Consider the following 15,881-nt stretch of genomic DNA (forward strand, 5'->3'; position numbering starts at 1 on the left):
AGAAAACCGAAAACGAGTCGAAATACAACACGCGTGGGTACTCTGTGACAATTGTAGGAAGTCGCTATAATAAGGGCTTCGCCGAGTTAATAGACAACTTGCGGGGCGAAGCTGCCGGGCGCGATCCACGTGATACGCACCGGGCAGTCAGGAAATCCGCTAAAGCGTCGCCGCTTCAGGCTTCCGGAGCTGGCTACGTGAAACTCAACCGTAACCACACAACAGGAGTCTGCAACGTGGCAAACGACTATCTCTTCACCTCAGAATCCGTTTCCGAAGGCCATCCGGACAAGGTGGCGGACCAGATCTCGGACGCGATTCTCGACGCGATCCTGACTCAGGACAAATACTCACGTGTTGCCGCGGAAACGCTGTGCAACACGGGTCTCGTCGTGCTGGCCGGTGAAATCACCACCACTGCGAACGTCGACTACATCCAGGTCGCGCGCAATACGATCAAGCGCATCGGCTACGACAACACCGACTACGGTATCGACTATCGCGGTTGCGCGGTGCTTGTCGCGTACGACAAGCAGTCGCCGGACATCGCCCAGGGCGTCGACCGTGCACACGACAACAACCTCGATCAGGGCGCCGGCGACCAGGGTCTGATGTTCGGCTTTGCGTGTGAAGAAACGCCGGAACTGATGCCGTTGCCGATCCATCTGTCGCACCGTCTGGTCGAGCGCCAGGCCAACCTGCGCCGCGACGGCCGTCTGCCCTGGCTGCGCCCGGATGCGAAGTCGCAGGTCACCGTGCGCTATGTCGACGGCAAGCCGCATTCGATCGATACGGTCGTGCTGTCCACGCAGCATTCGCCGGATATTGAACTGTCCACGCTGCGCGAAGCCGTGATCGAAGAAGTGATCAAGCCGACGCTGCCGGCCGAGCTGATCAAGGGCGACATCAAGTTCCTGGTCAACCCGACTGGCCGTTTCGTGATTGGCGGTCCGCAAGGCGACTGTGGCCTGACCGGCCGCAAGATCATCGTCGATACGTACGGCGGCGCGGCACCGCACGGCGGCGGCGCGTTCTCGGGCAAGGATCCGTCGAAGGTCGACCGTTCGGCCGCTTATGCTGGCCGTTATGTCGCGAAGAACATCGTGGCTGCGGGCTTGGCGTCGCGTTGCCTGATTCAGGTGTCGTATGCGATTGGCGTGGCTCAGCCGACGTCGGTGATGGTCAACACGTTCGGTACGGGCCGCGTGTCGGATGCAACGATCACGCGCCTCGTGCAGGAACACTTCGACCTGCGTCCGAAGGGCATCATCCAGATGCTGGATCTGCTGCGTCCGATTTACGAGAAGAGCGCGGCTTACGGCCACTTCGGCCGCGAAGAGCCGGAATTCACGTGGGAAGCGACGGACAAGGCGTTGGCCCTCGCCGAGGCTGCTGGTACGGAGCCGGTTGCCGCAGTCGTCTAACGCGTACTGCGTCAGCAAAAAGCCCCGCCGGCGTTGAGCCGGCGGGGCTTTTTCTATTAAAGGCCCGCGAAGCCGAACCAGCCTTCATGCCCAAACGACATCCGGCGTGGGCGGCGACTTGTGCTGCGCGGCGCGCTTACGCGTTTTGGCGGCAGCGCGCGACGCGGCGTCGGCTTGCGCAGGAGCGTGCGTAGCGAAAAGCGGCGCGAGCCGGCTTGCGTACGCAGCGCGGTGAAAAACATCTGGAACCACGTGCGGATGCTGTCGACCGGTTTGGCCTCGCGCCATTGGCCGGCGAGGGCACGGGTGCGGGTTGCGTGATGGCGCAGCGCACGCACGACGTGCCGGCGCGCGGGACGCGCTGCCTTGAGGGCGGCGCGGGTGAGACGGGCATTCAGGAGAGTGTGCATGGCTTCGAAATGTAGGCAGCGTGTCACGCGACGGGAGGTGCTATAAAAACGAGCACCATCTATGCCAGCGGGATGGACGCGCAAGCCCGAAAACTGAGCGGGAAGTGGCGGCAGCGACCTGCGGAGGCCGTGCGCAAAGGAACGCAGCGGGAATTGCAATCAACATGGGTGCAGGCTACACGCGAATCGTGACGTCAGAAAGTCCGTTATAACCCTCGCGTCTGCGGGTTTTTACGGGGCAGATCGTGCTGTAAAGCGCTCACGGTCGGACCCTTTGCGATCGATAAGCGTGCACGCCCGCCCCTGTCGCGTGCACCCGTCCGGGATGGGAGCGCGGCAAACTCCGCACGCTGATCGCGCACGTTTTACAATCGAGCATCGGTCAGTAGAAAGTAACGGAATACCCATGTTAGGTCACTCAAAGAAAGAACAGGTTCAGGTGTTGCGGGAACGGGGCTTCGTCGTAGTGCCGGGGCTGGTTTCGCCCGAGCGCTGCAGCGAGCTGAAGCAGATCGCGCAGCGGCAGTTGCAGGAAGCAGCCACGCCGATCGAATTCGAGGCGGATCTGCAGTACCCCGGCGCGCCGGAGTCGAAGCACGCGCCCGGCGGCCATACCGTGCGGCGCCTGCTCGATGCGTATGCACGCCATCCGCGTTTTGCGGAGTGGGCCACGGCGCCGGAAATCCGCGGCTGGATGGAAACCTATTTCGGCGAGGAGCCGCGCCTCTCGCGGGCGCATCACAATTGCATGATGACCAAGCATCCCGCGTATGGCAGCCTGACAGGCTGGCATCGCGACGTGCGCTACTGGTCGTTCGAGCGTGATGACCTGGTTTCGGTGTGGCTCGCGCTCGGTCCTGAAACGGTGGATAACGGTGCGCTGTGGCTGGTGCCGCAATCGCATACCGCGACGTTCACGTCGGATCGTTTCGACGAAGCGAAATTCTTCCGCTCCGATCTGCCGGAAAATCAGGCGCTGATCCGGACGGCGGTGTCACCGGAACTCAAGCCGGGCGATGTGGTGTTCTTCCACTGCAACACGCTGCATTCGGCCGGCAAGAATCTCAGCGACCAGGTGAAGTTTTCGCTGGTGTACACCTATCACGGCGCGAGCAATGTGCCGTTACCGGGTTCGCGTTCGGCGTCGAAGCCGGAGATTGCATTCTGAGGGTCGCGTAAGGCCGGGGCGCGCTGGACCGGCTCGCGTTCAATCCTTCGTTGCAGAAAATGCGACCCGTAGGCCATCGCGTGTCGCCCAACCCCGCTGCGGGGACGTTTAAAACCGGCCTGCGCAGCGGAGTCCCACAGCCGGTCGCCTGCCTCAGCGTTTTCCGCCTGAAGTCGCCATTCCGATCAGACCTGCGAGCGTGGCGATCACGCCGCCTGCGATCAGCATGATGGCCTTGTTGGTCGGCGAGCCCGTGAAGACGCGCGACACGTCGCTGCTAAACGAGTGGAACGCCTGGCCGCCGAAATACAGCAGCACCACGCCGCCGACAATCAATGCGAGCGAAATCGCTTTGGTCATGAACTTCCTCCTGTAGAAAAGTCGTGGAAGTGTAGGGGAGCGTCAAGGGCGCGTCCATGTGCAAGCTTCACGTGTCCCGCATAATGGACGCCTGCAATCCTTTCGACGATTCGCTAATATAGTTGGTTCGTCACACCCCGCATGAAACCGTGCGCGGCCGCGCAACATAGTAGTCACGGCCGGCCAGGCCCGCCAGACAGTTGGCACCGCGGCTGCCTGACAACTCTCCTTCCTTCTTCACCAAGGATTCAAGCAATGGCTTACGAAGCAGCTCCAGCACGCTATTCGGACATGCAATACCGCGTTTGCGGCAAGTCGGGCCTCAAACTGCCGGCGCTTTCGCTGGGCCTGTGGCACAACTTCGGCGACACCACGCCGATCTCGACGCAACGCGACATCCTGCGCACTGCATTCGATCTCGGCATCACGCACTTCGATCTGGCGAACAATTATGGGCCGCCGTACGGCAGTGCCGAAACGAATTTCGGGCGCATCTTCAAGGACGATTTCAAGCCGTACCGCGACGAGCTGTTGATCTCGTCGAAGGCCGGCTGGGATATGTGGCCGGGTCCGTATGGCCAGGGCGGCGGCTCGCGCAAATACGTACTCGCGAGTCTCGATCAGAGCCTGCAGCGCATGGGGCTCGACTACGTGGATATCTTCTATTCGCACCGTTTCGACGCCGACACGCCACTCGAAGAAACCGCCGGTGCACTGGCGAGCGCCGTGCAACAGGGCAAGGCGCTCTACGTCGGGATTTCGTCGTACTCAGCCGCCAAGACCCGCGAGATGGCGAAGCTGCTCGCCGAATACAAGGTGCCGCTGCTGATCCACCAGCCGGCGTACAACATGCTGAACCGCTGGGTCGAGCATGAGCTGCTCGACACGCTCGACGAAATTGGCACTGGCAGCATCGCCTTCACGCCGCTTGCGCAAGGTCTGTTGACCGGCAAGTACGTGAACGGTGTGCCGGCAGATGCACGCGTCAACAAACCGGGCGGCGACTCGCTGAAGCAGGACCACCTCAGTGCGCAGAACATCGAGCATGTGCGTAAGCTCAATGAAATCGCCCAGCGCCGCGGTCAAAGTCTCGCGCAGATGGCGCTCGCGTGGGCACTGCGCGGTGGCCGTATCACGTCGGTGCTGATCGGCGCGAGCAAACCCGAGCAGCTGGTTGAGAACGTGGGCGCGCTGAAGAACCTCGAGTTTTCGAACGAAGAGCTGGCGGAGATCGATCGCTTCGCGACCGAGGGTGGCGTCAACCTGTGGGAAAAGCCCTCGACGGATCAGGCGGTCTGATCGTCAAACTGCCTGACATAGTGTGATTCTGAAAGCCGCCGTAAGGCGGCTTTCCTTTATGGGCTTGGGCTTTCCGTTACGCGCTGTTACCCGGTGACACCGTTCTTCCCGCTGTCATACAGCACTGCTAAGGTCGCGGGCGATGTCGTCTCGACGGAGGGAAGATGGACCCAGGTGCGGTCGCCCAGGGCGGCCCGGCAACGCAATCCACGGCGCATGGACGACGCGCGTCCAAACGCGCTGCCATCGACGTACGTGCCAATCTCACGTTGCTGACGGTCGTGACGATCGCGACCGCGCTACAGCTATTTGCGCTTCCCGCGCTGCTGCGCGCATGGGGCATGCCGGCGCTGCTACTGATCGTGCCGCTGGTTGTGTTGACACCCACGCACTGGGGTTTGATTCACGAGGCGATTCATGGACAACTGTTTGCTGGACGGCGTCTGAACGAAGGTGTTGCACGTGCGCTGGCCATTGCGTTTGCGTTGCCGTTCGACGCGGTACGTTTCGGACACCTGATGCATCATCGCTTTACGCGTGAGCCTTTTGATCGCCCGGATGTGCTCGATCGCAGCCGTCCCGTCGCGGAAGTGTGGCCTTGCTGGGTGAGCTACTACGGACGTTTGCTCGGTGGGCTGTACGCAGGGGAACTGATGATCCCGCTGCTTGCATTCGCGCCCGCTAACGTCGCGCGTTCGCTCGTGGCTCGCGCTATCGGCTCGCAGGGACCGGTCGGCGTCGACGTGCAGCGTCATTTCACCAGCTTCGCGGCCGACCCCGCGCGACGCGCACGAATCCGTCGCGACTGGCTATTGACGCTCGGTTTGTTCGTGCTTGCTTTTTACCTGTACGGAACGTGGTGGCCGGTGCTGGCCTTGACGATGTATTTGCGCGGCGTATGGCTCTCGCTGGCTGACAACCTTCCGCATCATGGTGTCGCGCTGGATCAGCCCGGGCGCTCGCGCAATTTCCGCGTGCCGCGTGGATGGCAAGATGTGCTGATGAACCACCATCTGCATCGCCTGCATCATCAGCATCCGACGCTGCCGTGGACGGCTCTACCCGCACTCGATTCGCTCGACCGAGCAGCAGGCAGCGAATCGGGCGGATCCAACGACCCCGCCTATTTCCTTAGCGCGTTACGCCAGTTCAAGGGGCCGGGCGCGTTGGACGCGACCACGCGCTAAGCTGCCTCACCAGCTATCTGATTGCGGCTTGTTAAAGACTCCCAGGTGGATTCCCGGGCGGGGCTAGACGAGCGCTGGAAGTCCTTCTACTAGCAGTACCGCGACGCCCACGCCCAACAGGGCGCCGATCAGGCGGAAGACGTTGTGCCGAAATTCTGTCTTGCAGGGTAGCGCGCCGAGAAACAGGGCGCCCGCTAGTGCCATCGGAATGATCAGGATGAAATCGGCGATCGTAAAGTAGGTCGTCATGCTCGTCTCCTTGTATCTTCGCGCGGCCAGCGACGGTCTTTTTAGTTTGCTGTGGCTGTCACGCTTGTTTCGAGTATAGGCGACGGCTGAACTGCTGTCGGAGTTGTTTGTGGCACTGCAGCGGCGCTCCTGGGCGCACCGAAGGCTTGCCCAGCGGGGCTGAGCGCTTTCTGTCAAAGGACCATCGTGCAGCGCCGTATTCTGGCGTTCGATTACATTGTCCTTTCTGTGAGCCCGCGAGTGGTCGTCAGGCTTCCTACTCACACTGTACTGCGGTTTCCTCGGGGTTCAGCCCAGGCAAGAACCCTGGGCTCATGTTTTTGATATATCAGTGCCGCAAGGTTTATGATGACCCGTAATGATGCGGTACAGTGAGGCCATCGGCTTGGCGTTTTGCTGGAGTCGATGAGAGGAAAGCGCTGAAATGAAGGGTCATGTACTGCGAGTTTCCGCTTTTCCCTCACCCGCAAAACGGCAACAATGAGCTTCACCACCACCGCGTGCGACGCGGAGAAACTTAGGTGCGTGCGCAACGTGTTCGGCGAAGCGGCGCTTTTTATCATCACCTCGACCGGCACGATCCTCATATAGCCGGCTACGTGAGAACGGGGAAATATCATGCAAGTCGGTTCTATCGTCCGATCCGTGCATATCGCAGTGCCGCAGGGCGCGCGCGGAATCGTCATGCGCATTCTGGGCGACATGGCGATGGTGGCGTGGTATGCCGGCGAACCCGGCACTTCGCTGCAACTCAATACAGAACCCTTTTTCCTCGAAGACCTTATCGATACAGGCGAACTCGTGCGCCCAGCCAGTGCGCAGATGCACTGAACGCCGGTTGTAGCCCGCGCGTGTCGCTGCAACGCTCGTCTTTGACGACGGCGCGGCGCACAATGCGGGCATGAACTACGAACCTCACGATTCGCAGGACGATGCCTCCGGCACCGTGCCTTTCGCCCGGCTTAAGCCGGAGTGCGTGCTCGACGCTATCGACAGCGTGCTGAGCACGGTTGGCGTGCGCACCGATGGCCGCATGCTGCCGCTCAACAGCTACGAGAACCGCGTCTATCAGATCGGCGTCGAGGACGGTCCGCCCGTTGTCGCGAAGTTCTACCGGCCCGAGCGCTGGACCGACGAAGCGATTCTCGAAGAGCATGCGTTTGTGGCCGAACTGGTGGAACGCGAGATTCCGGCGGTGCCCGCGCGCGTCTTCGAAGGCCGTACGCTGCATACGTTCGACGGTTTTCGCTTTTCGATCTTCGAGCGGCGAGGCGGTCGCGCCCCGGATCTCGACCGGCGCGATACGCTCGAATGGCTGGGCCGCTTTATCGGCCGCATCCACGCCGTGGGACAGACGCGGGATTACACCGCACGACCTACGCTCGACATTCAGACCTTCGGCTATGAGCCGCGCGATTTCCTGCTGTCGCAACGCTTCGTTCCTGACGATGTGCGCACGGCGTGGGAGACAGTGATCAACCTGGCACTCGCAGGGGTTCAGCAGGCATTCGAGCGAGCCGGAGAAATCCGCGGTTTGCGTATGCATGGCGACTGCCATCCGAGCAATGTGCTGTGGACCGATGCCGGTCCACACTTTGTCGACTTCGACGATAGCCGCATGGGGCCGGCGGTACAGGATCTGTGGCTGTTGCTGCCGGGCGAGCGTGCGGAAGCGTCGCGCGCGCTCACCGATTTGCTGGCGGGATACGAAGACTTTTGCGAGTTCGAGCCGCGTGAGCTGTATCTGATCGAAGCGTTGCGCACGCTGCGGCTGATTCACTACCAGGCATGGCTGGCACGCCGCTGGGACGACCCCGCGTTTCCTGCGGCCTTTCCATGGTTCAACACGCAGCGCTACTGGGAAGACCGTATTCTCGAGATGCGTGAGCAGCTGGGCGCGATGCAGGAAGGGCCGCTCTGGCCGGTATAGCCGCCTGTCGGCCCCTGAGGACCGCGGCGGTTCAGGCCGCTGCGTCTTTCGACGTAGACGGTCCGCCCACCGAACTGATCTTCACATCGCGATCGGCAAAGCGAGCGATCAAAACCAGTTCACCGCCCAACGCATGGATATGATCACGCAGCGTGGAGACGTACATGTCCGTTCGCTGCTCGAGCTTTGCGACGCTCGGTTGCTTCACGTTCATCACGGTTGCCAGACCTTCCTGCGAAAAACCCATCGCACGACGCAATTCGGAGAGCGCCATTTCCGCGATCAGATCTTTGGCTCCCTGCTCTGCCCGGGCGCGTGATTCGGGTGACATCTGCGCGCGCAACTCTGAATATTTTCTCGCCATCATTCACTCCTTCTTGATCTAGCCGCGCCAGATGTGCGCGATATAACGCATCGGCACGCGGAATGTTGACCGCGTACCAGCGGTCTTTGCCGGTCTTGTCACCACCGAGCAGCAGGATGCCGGTGCGCATAGGGTCGAAGATGTACAGCACACGAAACGGCCGGCCGGCGTGCTGGATTCTCAACTCACGCATGCGGCCGAACTGCGAGCCTTTCACCTGGCTGCTGTACGGGTACGGCAATTGGGGGCCGACGTTTTCAAGCAGATAAATCGTTTTGTCGACCGACTCTCGTTCCTTCTCTGTCAGGCCCGCCCACCAGGCACTGAACAGATCCGTATGTTCAACGTCCCACGCCATAAATATAGCCTCCATGGAATATTCCGTCAAAGGAATAATTGTCAATTTATGTGCACGGAACGCGGCGGCCGAAAGCGGCGTCGCAACGACTTGCGCGACGAACGTTTCGTCCGGCCACGGACGAGCCGTGCATGAGGCCATGCTATGGATTTGCGGGTGGGATACCAGTCAGCCGAATGGCTAACGTTGAAGAGGATTGCGAACGACTACACGCTGCAAGTCGTTCCGCCGCTCGCAGCGACTTCCCGTGCGGCCTTCGCGCCTTCAACCTGCAGCAGCGTGGGCAGCGAAACGCCATTCTTGGCAGCCGTCACTTCGGCGAGAATCGATACGGCGATCTCCGGCGGCGTCCGGCTACCGATATAGATGCCCACCGGCCCGTGCAACCGGGCCAGTTCCGTATCGTTCAGATCGAACTCCTTGAGCCGCTCGCGACGGGCCGCGTTGTTGCGCCGCGAGCCCAGTGCGCCGACATAGAACGCGGGTGTTTTCAAGGCCTCCATGAGCGCGAGGTCGTCGAGCTTCGGATCGTGCGTCAGCGCAATGACAGCGCAACGCTCGTCGAGCTTCATCTCGAGCACTGTGTCGTCGGGCATTGTGCGGACGATCTTCGTGCCGGGTATATCCCATTCGTCGGTGTACTCTTCGCGCGGATCGCAGACGGTCACCTGATAGTCGAGCCCCACCGCAATGTGGCAGAGATAGCGCGACAATTGCCCCGCGCCGATCACCAGCATCCGGTAGCGCGGCCCGTGGATCGTCAACAAGCGCTCGCCGTCGAAGTCGACGCCATCAGTGGCCTGCGCGGGTCCGAGTTGTACCGTGCCGGTTGCCATATCGAGGCGTCGCGCGAGCAGCCGGCCGTTTTCCACCGAGTCGCACAATTCAGCGATCAGGCTTGCCTTGCTGAGCGGCTCAAGCACCAACTGGATCGTGCCGCCGCAAGGCAGTCCAAAGCGATGCGCTTCCTCCGCCGAGATGCCGTACTTGACCGCCTCAGGCACATTCTGTTCGATGCCGCGTTGCCGCACGCGTTCGATCAGGTCGTCCTCGATGCAGCCGCCCGACACCGATCCCACCACGAGGCCATCGTCGCGCACGGCGAGCATGGCGCCTTCAGGACGGGGCGAAGAGCCCCACGTTTTCACCACCGTCACCAGTAGCGCGCGATGTCCCTGTTCGAGCCAGCGTGCACTGGACTTCAGGACTTCGAGATCCACGCTGTCCATGATTTCTTCCTTTTCGTCTGATCGTCGCCGGATGCTGCATCGGCGTCGTCGTTTGATGCTGTGTCTGCGGCCGCTGCAGTTTCGGCTGCGGCGTCTCCGCCGCCGCCGCTCACCTGCGCGATGAACCGCTTGAAAAATTCGCCGGCCAGCTTGCGCGCGGCACCGTCGACGAGCCGTGAGCCGATTTGCGCCAGCTTGCCGCCGACCTGCGCGCTCGCGGTGTACGTCAGCTTCGTCGCCTCGGCGCCTTCGGATTCGAGCACGACGCGCGCGCTGCCTTTGCCGAAGCCCGCCACGCCGCCCTGACCCTCGAAGACGATGGTATACGTCTGCGGCGCGTCGATATCGGTCAGCAGCATACGCCCTTTGAAGCGAGCCTTCACGGGACCGACCGACGCGCTCATCGAGAGCGCAAACGCATTCTCGCCGTCTGCCTCGATGCTCTCGCAACCGGGAATCGACGCGCGCAGGACGGCGGTGTCGTTCAGCGCTTCCCACGTGCGTTGCTGCGAGATGGGTAGCGTATAGCTTTCGGTCAATTCCATTGCCTGACTCCTGCCTGGGTGCCGGCCGCCTTAGTCGCGCGAGGTGTGCGCGTCAGCTGCGCCAGATCGCGACCAAATGCAGCCAGACTATCGAGATTATGAACCGGACGGTGCGCATCGACATGCGGAAGGATCGCCTGTACGCCGCGAGCTTTCGCAGAGAAGCCGCTGTATCGAAGTAACGGGTTGAGCCAGACGATGCGGTGGGCGAAGCGGTGCAGACGGGCCATTTCCGTATCGAGCATGTCGATGGCCTCGTGGTCGAGACCGTCGGTGACGAGCAGCACAGTTGCCCTGCCGGTCAGCACGCGGCGTGCCCAGCGCCGGTTAAATTCGGCGAGCGCGGCGCCGATGCGCGTGCCGCCCGACCAGTCCACGACCTGATCGGTAATTGTCGCGATCGCCACGTCGGGATCGCGCTCGCGCAGCGCACGCGTCGCGTTGGTGAGGCGTGTACCGAACAGGAACACCTGAAGCCGCTCGCGCGATTGCAACAACGCGTGACAAAAATACAGCACCGCGCGCGAGTACGCACTCATCGATCCGGAGATGTCCAGCAGCAGCACGAGCGGCGGTTTGCGCTCGACGACCGCGCGGTATTTCCACACCGTCCAGTCGCCACCCGAGCGTACCGCGTGGCGTGCGCTGGCGCGCAGGTCCGCATGGGTGCCGCGCGAGGCAGCCTTGAGGCGGCGAGTCGGTTCGGTGGCGAGCGGCAGACGGTGGGCGCGAATCACATGGCGCAGCGTGCGCCATTCGTCGGCGCTGAGGGTATCGAAGTCGCGGTGGCGCAGACGCTCCTCAGCGCTGAAGGTGACATGAGCGTGCAGTTCGCGCTGCTCGGTTTCGGATTTGGCGTGCGTGTTACGCGAGCCGGGCGGACGTGCGGCGAGCGCATCGGCGAGGCGGTTGTTGCGCTTGGGAGGCGGCAGGCCGCCGCGCACTTTGGGCAATAGCAGCGCGCGCAACTTGCCTTCCCAGTCGGGATCGCGCCAGAACAGATTGAAGGCGGCGTTGAAGGTTTCGCGTTCGTCGGGCGCGGAGACTAGCAGGGCGGCGAGCGCGGCGCGCACGTCATCGCGGCGCTCGAGATCGATCCACTGCAAGGCGGCGATGGCGTCGACCGCCTGTGCGGGAGACATCGGCAGCCCCGCGCCGCGCAATACGCGCACGAAATGGACGACGTTGTGCGCGAGCGTGGGCGGCGGTCCATTGTCAGGATTCCTGTTCATTGCCATTACCCGGGCACTGCCAGACACTTCGCTATCTGTGCCGCGTCGATCCGCGCCAGATCGTCCTGATACTTGAGCAACACGCCGAGCGTGTCCTGCACCGATTGCGGATCGAGTTCTGTGACGCTCAATGCGGCCAGCGCGCGGCACCAGTCGATTGTTTCCGCAATCCCCGGGGCCTTGAACAGGTCCATGCCGCGCAACTGATGCACGAAGTCGACCGCGCGCTTTTGCAGTTCCGCGCTGGTCTGCGGCGCACGCGCGGCGACGATCGCCAGTTCGCGATCGCGCTCCGGATAGCCGATCCATTGATACAGGCAGCGGCGCTTCAACGCGTCGTGCACTTCGCGCGTGCGGTTCGAGGTCATCACGACGAGCGGCGGCTGCTCCGCGCGCACCGTGCCGTATTCCGGAATCGACACCTGAAAGTCCGACAGCAGTTCGAGCAGGAACGCTTCGAACGGTTCGTCGGCGCGGTCGATCTCGTCGATCAGCAGCACCCGGCGCGCACCGGGGTGCTGTTCGTCGGGCATCAGCGCCTGCAACAACGGACGCTTGAGCAGGAATTCGCTGCGGTACAGCGTGTCGTTACCGGGGCGCTCGCCAGCGGCTTCGGCGAGCCGCAGCGCCATGATCTGACGCGGATAGTCCCACTCGTACAGCGCGCTGGCCGTATCGAGCCCCTCGTAGCATTGCAGCCGCAACATCGACGTACCGAGCAGACCAGCGGCGGCCTTGGCCAGTTCGGTTTTGCCGACCCCCGGCTCGCCTTCGACAAACAACGGCCGCTCCATGCGCAACGCAAGGAACAGCGCGGTCGCCAGTTCGCGGTTCGCGAAATAGCTTTGGGCGGCGAGCTGGGCGAGGGTGTCGTCGATTGAAGCGGGCTGCATGATTCTCCTGAGGGCGTGCGCCCTCGCACTAACCGTTCGCTGTCGCCACCGCGCGCGCCGTCAGCACCGGAATCAGATGCGCCCGATACTCGGCGCTCGCGTGCATGTCGGTGTTCAGCTCATCCGCGGACACCGTCACCGCTCGCGCCGCCGCTGGTGTGAAGTCCGCCGTGAGCGCGCTTTCCAGCTCCGCCGCGCGAAACACCGATGCCGCTGCGCCCGTCACTGCCACCCGCACGCCATCTGCGCGTTTTGCGACGAACACACCGACCAGCGCAAAGTGTGAAGCGGGATTGCGGAATTTTTCATAGGCGCTGCGTTCGGCCACGGGGAACTCGATCGCGGTGATCAGTTCGTCGGGCGCGAGCGCGGTCTCGTACATGCCGACAAAGAAGTCGTCAGCTGTGATGCGGCGCCGGTCAGTGACGATTGTCGCGCCCAACGCGAGCGTCGCAGCCGGATAGCACGCAGCCGGATCGTTGTTCGCGAGGGAACCGCCAATCGTCCCTAGCGCGCGCACCTGACGGTCGCCGATATGGCTGGCGAGGCTGGCGAGCCCCGGCAATACGCGCTGGATCTCGGCGTGTTCTGCGACATCCGCGTGGCAGACGGCAGCGCCTACGGTCACGGTGTTGGCGTCGACGCGAATCTCCTTGAGGGCGGCGATACGCGTGATGTCGATCAGTCTGGAGGGCTGTGCGAGGCGCAGACGCATCGTGGGCAGCAGACTCTGGCCGCCAGCGAGAAATTTGGCGTCGCTGTCACCGGCGAGCGCTGCGACCGCCGCTTTCGGATCGGCCGCACGTTGATAGTCGAATGTGTACATGTCGGCTTGCTCCGGTCAGGGTTGTTGCGCAGCGTGGATGGCGGCCCACACGCGATGCGGCGTCGCGGGCATTTGCAGGTCCGTCACGCCGAGCGGCGCGAGCGCATCGATGATCGCGTTGATCACCGCCGGCGGCGAGCCGATGGCTCCTGCTTCGCCACAGCCCTTCACGCCGAGCGGATTGTGCGTGCACGGCGTGCCCTTGGCGGTTTCCACCGTGAAGCTCGGCAAGTCGGAGGCGCGCGGCATTGCATAGTCCATATATGAACCCGTCAGCAACTGGCCGCTCTCGTTGTCATACACGCAGCGTTCGAGCATCGCCTGGCCGATCCCCTGGCCCAGGCCACCGTGCACCTGTCCCTCCACGATCATCGGATTGATCACATTGCCGAAGTCGTCAACCGCAGTGAACTGCTGGATGCGGCACTCACCGGTGTCTGGATCCACCTCCACTTCGCAGATATAAGCACCAGCCGGATAGGTGAAATTGGTCGGATCGTAGAACGCGCTTTCGTCGAGGCCCGGTTCGAGCTTGTCTAGCGGATAGTTGTGCGGCACATACGCGGCGAGCGAGATATCGGCAAAGGCCTTGGTGCGGTCCGTGCCGGCGACGCGGAATATGCCGTCCTTGAACTCGATGTCTTCTGCCGCCGCTTCCAGCAGATGCGCCGCGATCTTTTTCGCTTTCGATTCGATCTTGTCGAGCGCTTTCATGATCGCAGAGCCGCCCACCGCAATCGAGCGAGAGCCGTACGTGCCCATGCCGAATGGAATACGGCCCGTGTCGCCGTGCACGATTTCGACGTTGTTCAATGGAATACCGAGCCGGTCCGCCACAACCTGGGCAAACGTCGTCTCATGCCCTTGACCGTGGCTATGCGAGCCGGTGAACACTGTGACCGAGCCGGTCGGATGCACACGTACTTCGCCCGCTTCGAACAACCCGGCCCGCGCGCCCAACGCGCCCGCGATGTTCGACGGCGCAAGTCCGCAGGCTTCGATGTAGCACGAGTAGCCGAGGCCACGCCGCTTGCCGTTTTGCTCCGAGGCCTGCTTGCGGGCTGCGAAACCCTTCACGTCAGCGAGTTCCAGCGCGCGGGCGAGGCAGGCTTCGTAATCGCCGGTGTCGTAAGTGAGGCCCACGGGCGTCGCATATGGGAACGAGCGAATGAAGTTGCGACGGCGGATTTCCGCTGGATCGAGATTCATCTCGCGCGCTGCGGTTTCGACGAGCCGCTCCACCACATACGTGGCTTCTGGACGTCCGGCACCACGGTAGGCATCGACGGGAACCGTGTTGGTGAAGACCGCCTTCACTTCGGCGTAGATCGCGGGCGTGGCGTACTGGCCGGCGAGCAGCGTCGCGTACAGGATGGTCGGCACGCTCGAGGCGAACGTCGACAGGTACGCACCCATGTTCGCAATGGTGTGCACACGCATGGCGAGGAATTTGCCGTCGGCGTCCATCGCCAGTTCGGCTTTCGTCACATGGTCGCGGCCGTGCGCATCGGATATGAAGGCCTCCGAACGTTCGGCCGTCCACTTCACCGGCCGGCGGATTTTCTTCGACGCCCACGTGAGCGCGACATCTTCGGCATACAGAAAGATCTTCGAGCCGAAGCCGCCGCCGACATCCGGCGCAATCACGCGCAATTTCGATTCGGGCAGCGACAGCACGAACGCGGCCATCAGCAGCCGCTCGACGTGCGGATTCTGGTTGGCCACATAGACCGTGTAGCTGTCGTCCTGCGGCGACCAGCTGGCATTCACCGCACGCGGTTCGATGGCGTTCGGGATCAGGCGATTGTTGACGATATCGAGCGTCGTCACGTGAGCGGCTTTCGCGAAGGCCGCGTCGGTGGCAGCCTTGTCGCCGTGGCCCCAGTTGTAGCAGACGTTGTCCGGCACTTCGTCGTGCACGGCCGGCTGACCTGGGTCAGCGGCGTGAGCGGTATCTACCGCGGCGGGCAGGACGTCGTAGTCCACTTCGATCAGCTCAGCCGCGTCTTTCGCCGCCTTCACCGAATCGGCGATCACTATCGCCACCTGGTCGCCGACGTGGCGTGCCTTGGTATGCGCGATCACCGGATGGGGCGGTTCGTGCATCGGTGTGCCGTCGACGCTATGGATCAGCCAGCCGCAGGGCAGGCCGCCCACGTTGTCGGCGGCCATATCCGCGCCGGTGAACACCGCCACGACGCCTGGCGATTGTTTCGCCGCGGCCGTATCGATGCTTTTGATCCGCGCGTGCGCATGCGGCGAGCGCAGGAACACAGCGTAGGTTTGCTGGGGCAGGACGACATCGTCGGTGTACTGTCCATTGCCGGTCAGGAACCGGTAGTCTTCCTTGCGCTGGACGGAGGCGCCAATCAGCGGATGCGGGTCGGGTGCGTTCATCGTCGGCTCC

At 62.7% G+C, this 15,881-nt stretch carries 17 protein-coding genes; 6 read left to right on the forward strand and 11 right to left on the reverse strand.

The features are described from left to right. The first annotated feature begins 236 nt into the window (after window positions 1–236). On the forward strand, window positions 237–1,424 hold the full coding sequence (gene metK, locus P3T24_RS17840) for a methionine adenosyltransferase (protein ID WP_074263079.1): 1,188 nt from the start codon (window positions 237–239) through the stop codon (window positions 1,422–1,424). Between the two features lie 56 nt (window positions 1,425–1,480). Here the strand turns inward: metK and P3T24_RS17845 are convergent, their stop codons facing one another. Next, complete coding sequence (locus tag P3T24_RS17845) at window positions 1,481–1,834, reverse strand: hypothetical protein (RefSeq protein ID WP_429436455.1); 354 nt, start codon at window positions 1,832–1,834, stop codon at window positions 1,481–1,483. Between the two features lie 406 nt (window positions 1,835–2,240). Between P3T24_RS17845 and P3T24_RS17850 the strand changes: the two genes are divergently transcribed. Further along, entirely contained in the window at window positions 2,241–3,002 is a 762-nt protein-coding gene (locus P3T24_RS17850; protein ID WP_429436457.1) for a phytanoyl-CoA dioxygenase family protein, read from the forward strand. Window positions 3,003–3,155: 153 nt separating this feature from the next. Here P3T24_RS17850 and P3T24_RS17855 read toward each other — a convergent pair whose 3' ends face one another. Continuing rightward, complete coding sequence (locus tag P3T24_RS17855; RefSeq protein ID WP_074263082.1) at window positions 3,156–3,362, reverse strand: DUF3185 family protein; 207 nt, start codon at window positions 3,360–3,362, stop codon at window positions 3,156–3,158. Between the two features lie 255 nt (window positions 3,363–3,617). Between P3T24_RS17855 and mgrA the strand changes: the two genes are divergently transcribed. Both mgrA and P3T24_RS17865 read left to right on the forward strand, forming a co-directional pair. Further along, complete coding sequence (gene mgrA, locus P3T24_RS17860; protein ID WP_074263083.1) at window positions 3,618–4,661, forward strand: L-glyceraldehyde 3-phosphate reductase; 1,044 nt, start codon at window positions 3,618–3,620, stop codon at window positions 4,659–4,661. Window positions 4,662–4,825: 164 nt separating this feature from the next. After that, window positions 4,826–5,848 (forward strand): fatty acid desaturase, encoded by a 1,023-nt coding sequence (locus tag P3T24_RS17865; protein WP_429436459.1) that lies wholly within the window; start codon window positions 4,826–4,828, stop codon window positions 5,846–5,848. Between the two features lie 63 nt (window positions 5,849–5,911). Here P3T24_RS17865 and P3T24_RS17870 read toward each other — a convergent pair whose 3' ends face one another. Beyond that, window positions 5,912–6,097 (reverse strand): hypothetical protein, encoded by a 186-nt coding sequence (locus P3T24_RS17870; protein WP_074263084.1) that lies wholly within the window; start codon window positions 6,095–6,097, stop codon window positions 5,912–5,914. A gap of 618 nt (window positions 6,098–6,715) precedes the next feature. Between P3T24_RS17870 and P3T24_RS17875 the strand changes: the two genes are divergently transcribed. Next, complete coding sequence (locus P3T24_RS17875) at window positions 6,716–6,928, forward strand: hypothetical protein (protein WP_074263085.1); 213 nt, start codon at window positions 6,716–6,718, stop codon at window positions 6,926–6,928. Window positions 6,929–6,998: 70 nt separating this feature from the next. Continuing rightward, window positions 6,999–8,027, forward strand: a complete 1,029-nt coding sequence (locus P3T24_RS17880) for a serine/threonine protein kinase (protein ID WP_429436461.1) — start codon at window positions 6,999–7,001, stop codon at window positions 8,025–8,027. 31 nt (window positions 8,028–8,058) lie between these two features. On the opposite strand, the gene P3T24_RS17885 is transcribed toward P3T24_RS17880, so the two are convergent. From P3T24_RS17885 to P3T24_RS17920, 8 genes are all read right to left on the reverse strand, one after another. Further along, window positions 8,059–8,193 carry a DNA-binding protein gene (locus P3T24_RS17885; RefSeq protein WP_174567499.1) on the reverse strand — a complete coding sequence of 45 codons (135 nt, stop codon included), beginning with the start codon at window positions 8,191–8,193 and terminating at the stop codon, window positions 8,059–8,061. Further along, complete coding sequence (locus tag P3T24_RS17890) at window positions 8,171–8,890, reverse strand: type II toxin-antitoxin system RelE/ParE family toxin (RefSeq protein ID WP_429436465.1); 720 nt, start codon at window positions 8,888–8,890, stop codon at window positions 8,171–8,173. The genes P3T24_RS17885 and P3T24_RS17890 overlap by 23 nt, the downstream gene beginning before the upstream one ends. A gap of 65 nt (window positions 8,891–8,955) precedes the next feature. After that, on the reverse strand, window positions 8,956–9,978 hold the full coding sequence (locus P3T24_RS17895; protein ID WP_429436467.1) for an XdhC family protein: 1,023 nt from the start codon (window positions 9,976–9,978) through the stop codon (window positions 8,956–8,958). Then, complete coding sequence (locus P3T24_RS17900) at window positions 9,951–10,523, reverse strand: CoxG family protein (protein WP_429436470.1); 573 nt, start codon at window positions 10,521–10,523, stop codon at window positions 9,951–9,953. The genes P3T24_RS17895 and P3T24_RS17900 overlap by 28 nt, the downstream gene beginning before the upstream one ends. Beyond that, a complete protein-coding gene (locus P3T24_RS17905; protein WP_429436473.1) occupies window positions 10,514–11,755 on the reverse strand; it encodes a vWA domain-containing protein in 1,242 nt (413 codons plus the stop codon). The genes P3T24_RS17900 and P3T24_RS17905 overlap by 10 nt, the downstream gene beginning before the upstream one ends. 5 nt (window positions 11,756–11,760) lie before the next feature. Further along, a complete protein-coding gene (locus tag P3T24_RS17910) occupies window positions 11,761–12,648 on the reverse strand; it encodes an AAA family ATPase (RefSeq protein WP_074263089.1) in 888 nt (295 codons plus the stop codon). Between the two features lie 28 nt (window positions 12,649–12,676). Continuing rightward, on the reverse strand, window positions 12,677–13,474 hold the full coding sequence (locus P3T24_RS17915) for an FAD binding domain-containing protein (RefSeq protein ID WP_074263090.1): 798 nt from the start codon (window positions 13,472–13,474) through the stop codon (window positions 12,677–12,679). Between the two features lie 15 nt (window positions 13,475–13,489). Beyond that, entirely contained in the window at window positions 13,490–15,871 is a 2,382-nt protein-coding gene (locus tag P3T24_RS17920) for a xanthine dehydrogenase family protein molybdopterin-binding subunit (RefSeq protein ID WP_429436475.1), read from the reverse strand. Window positions 15,872–15,881: the final 10 nt, after the last annotated feature.

Origin of the sequence: Paraburkholderia sp. GAS33, from assembly GCF_050436645.1 — a bacterium.
GTDB classification, from domain to species: domain Bacteria; phylum Pseudomonadota; class Gammaproteobacteria; order Burkholderiales; family Burkholderiaceae; genus Paraburkholderia; species Paraburkholderia phenazinium_B.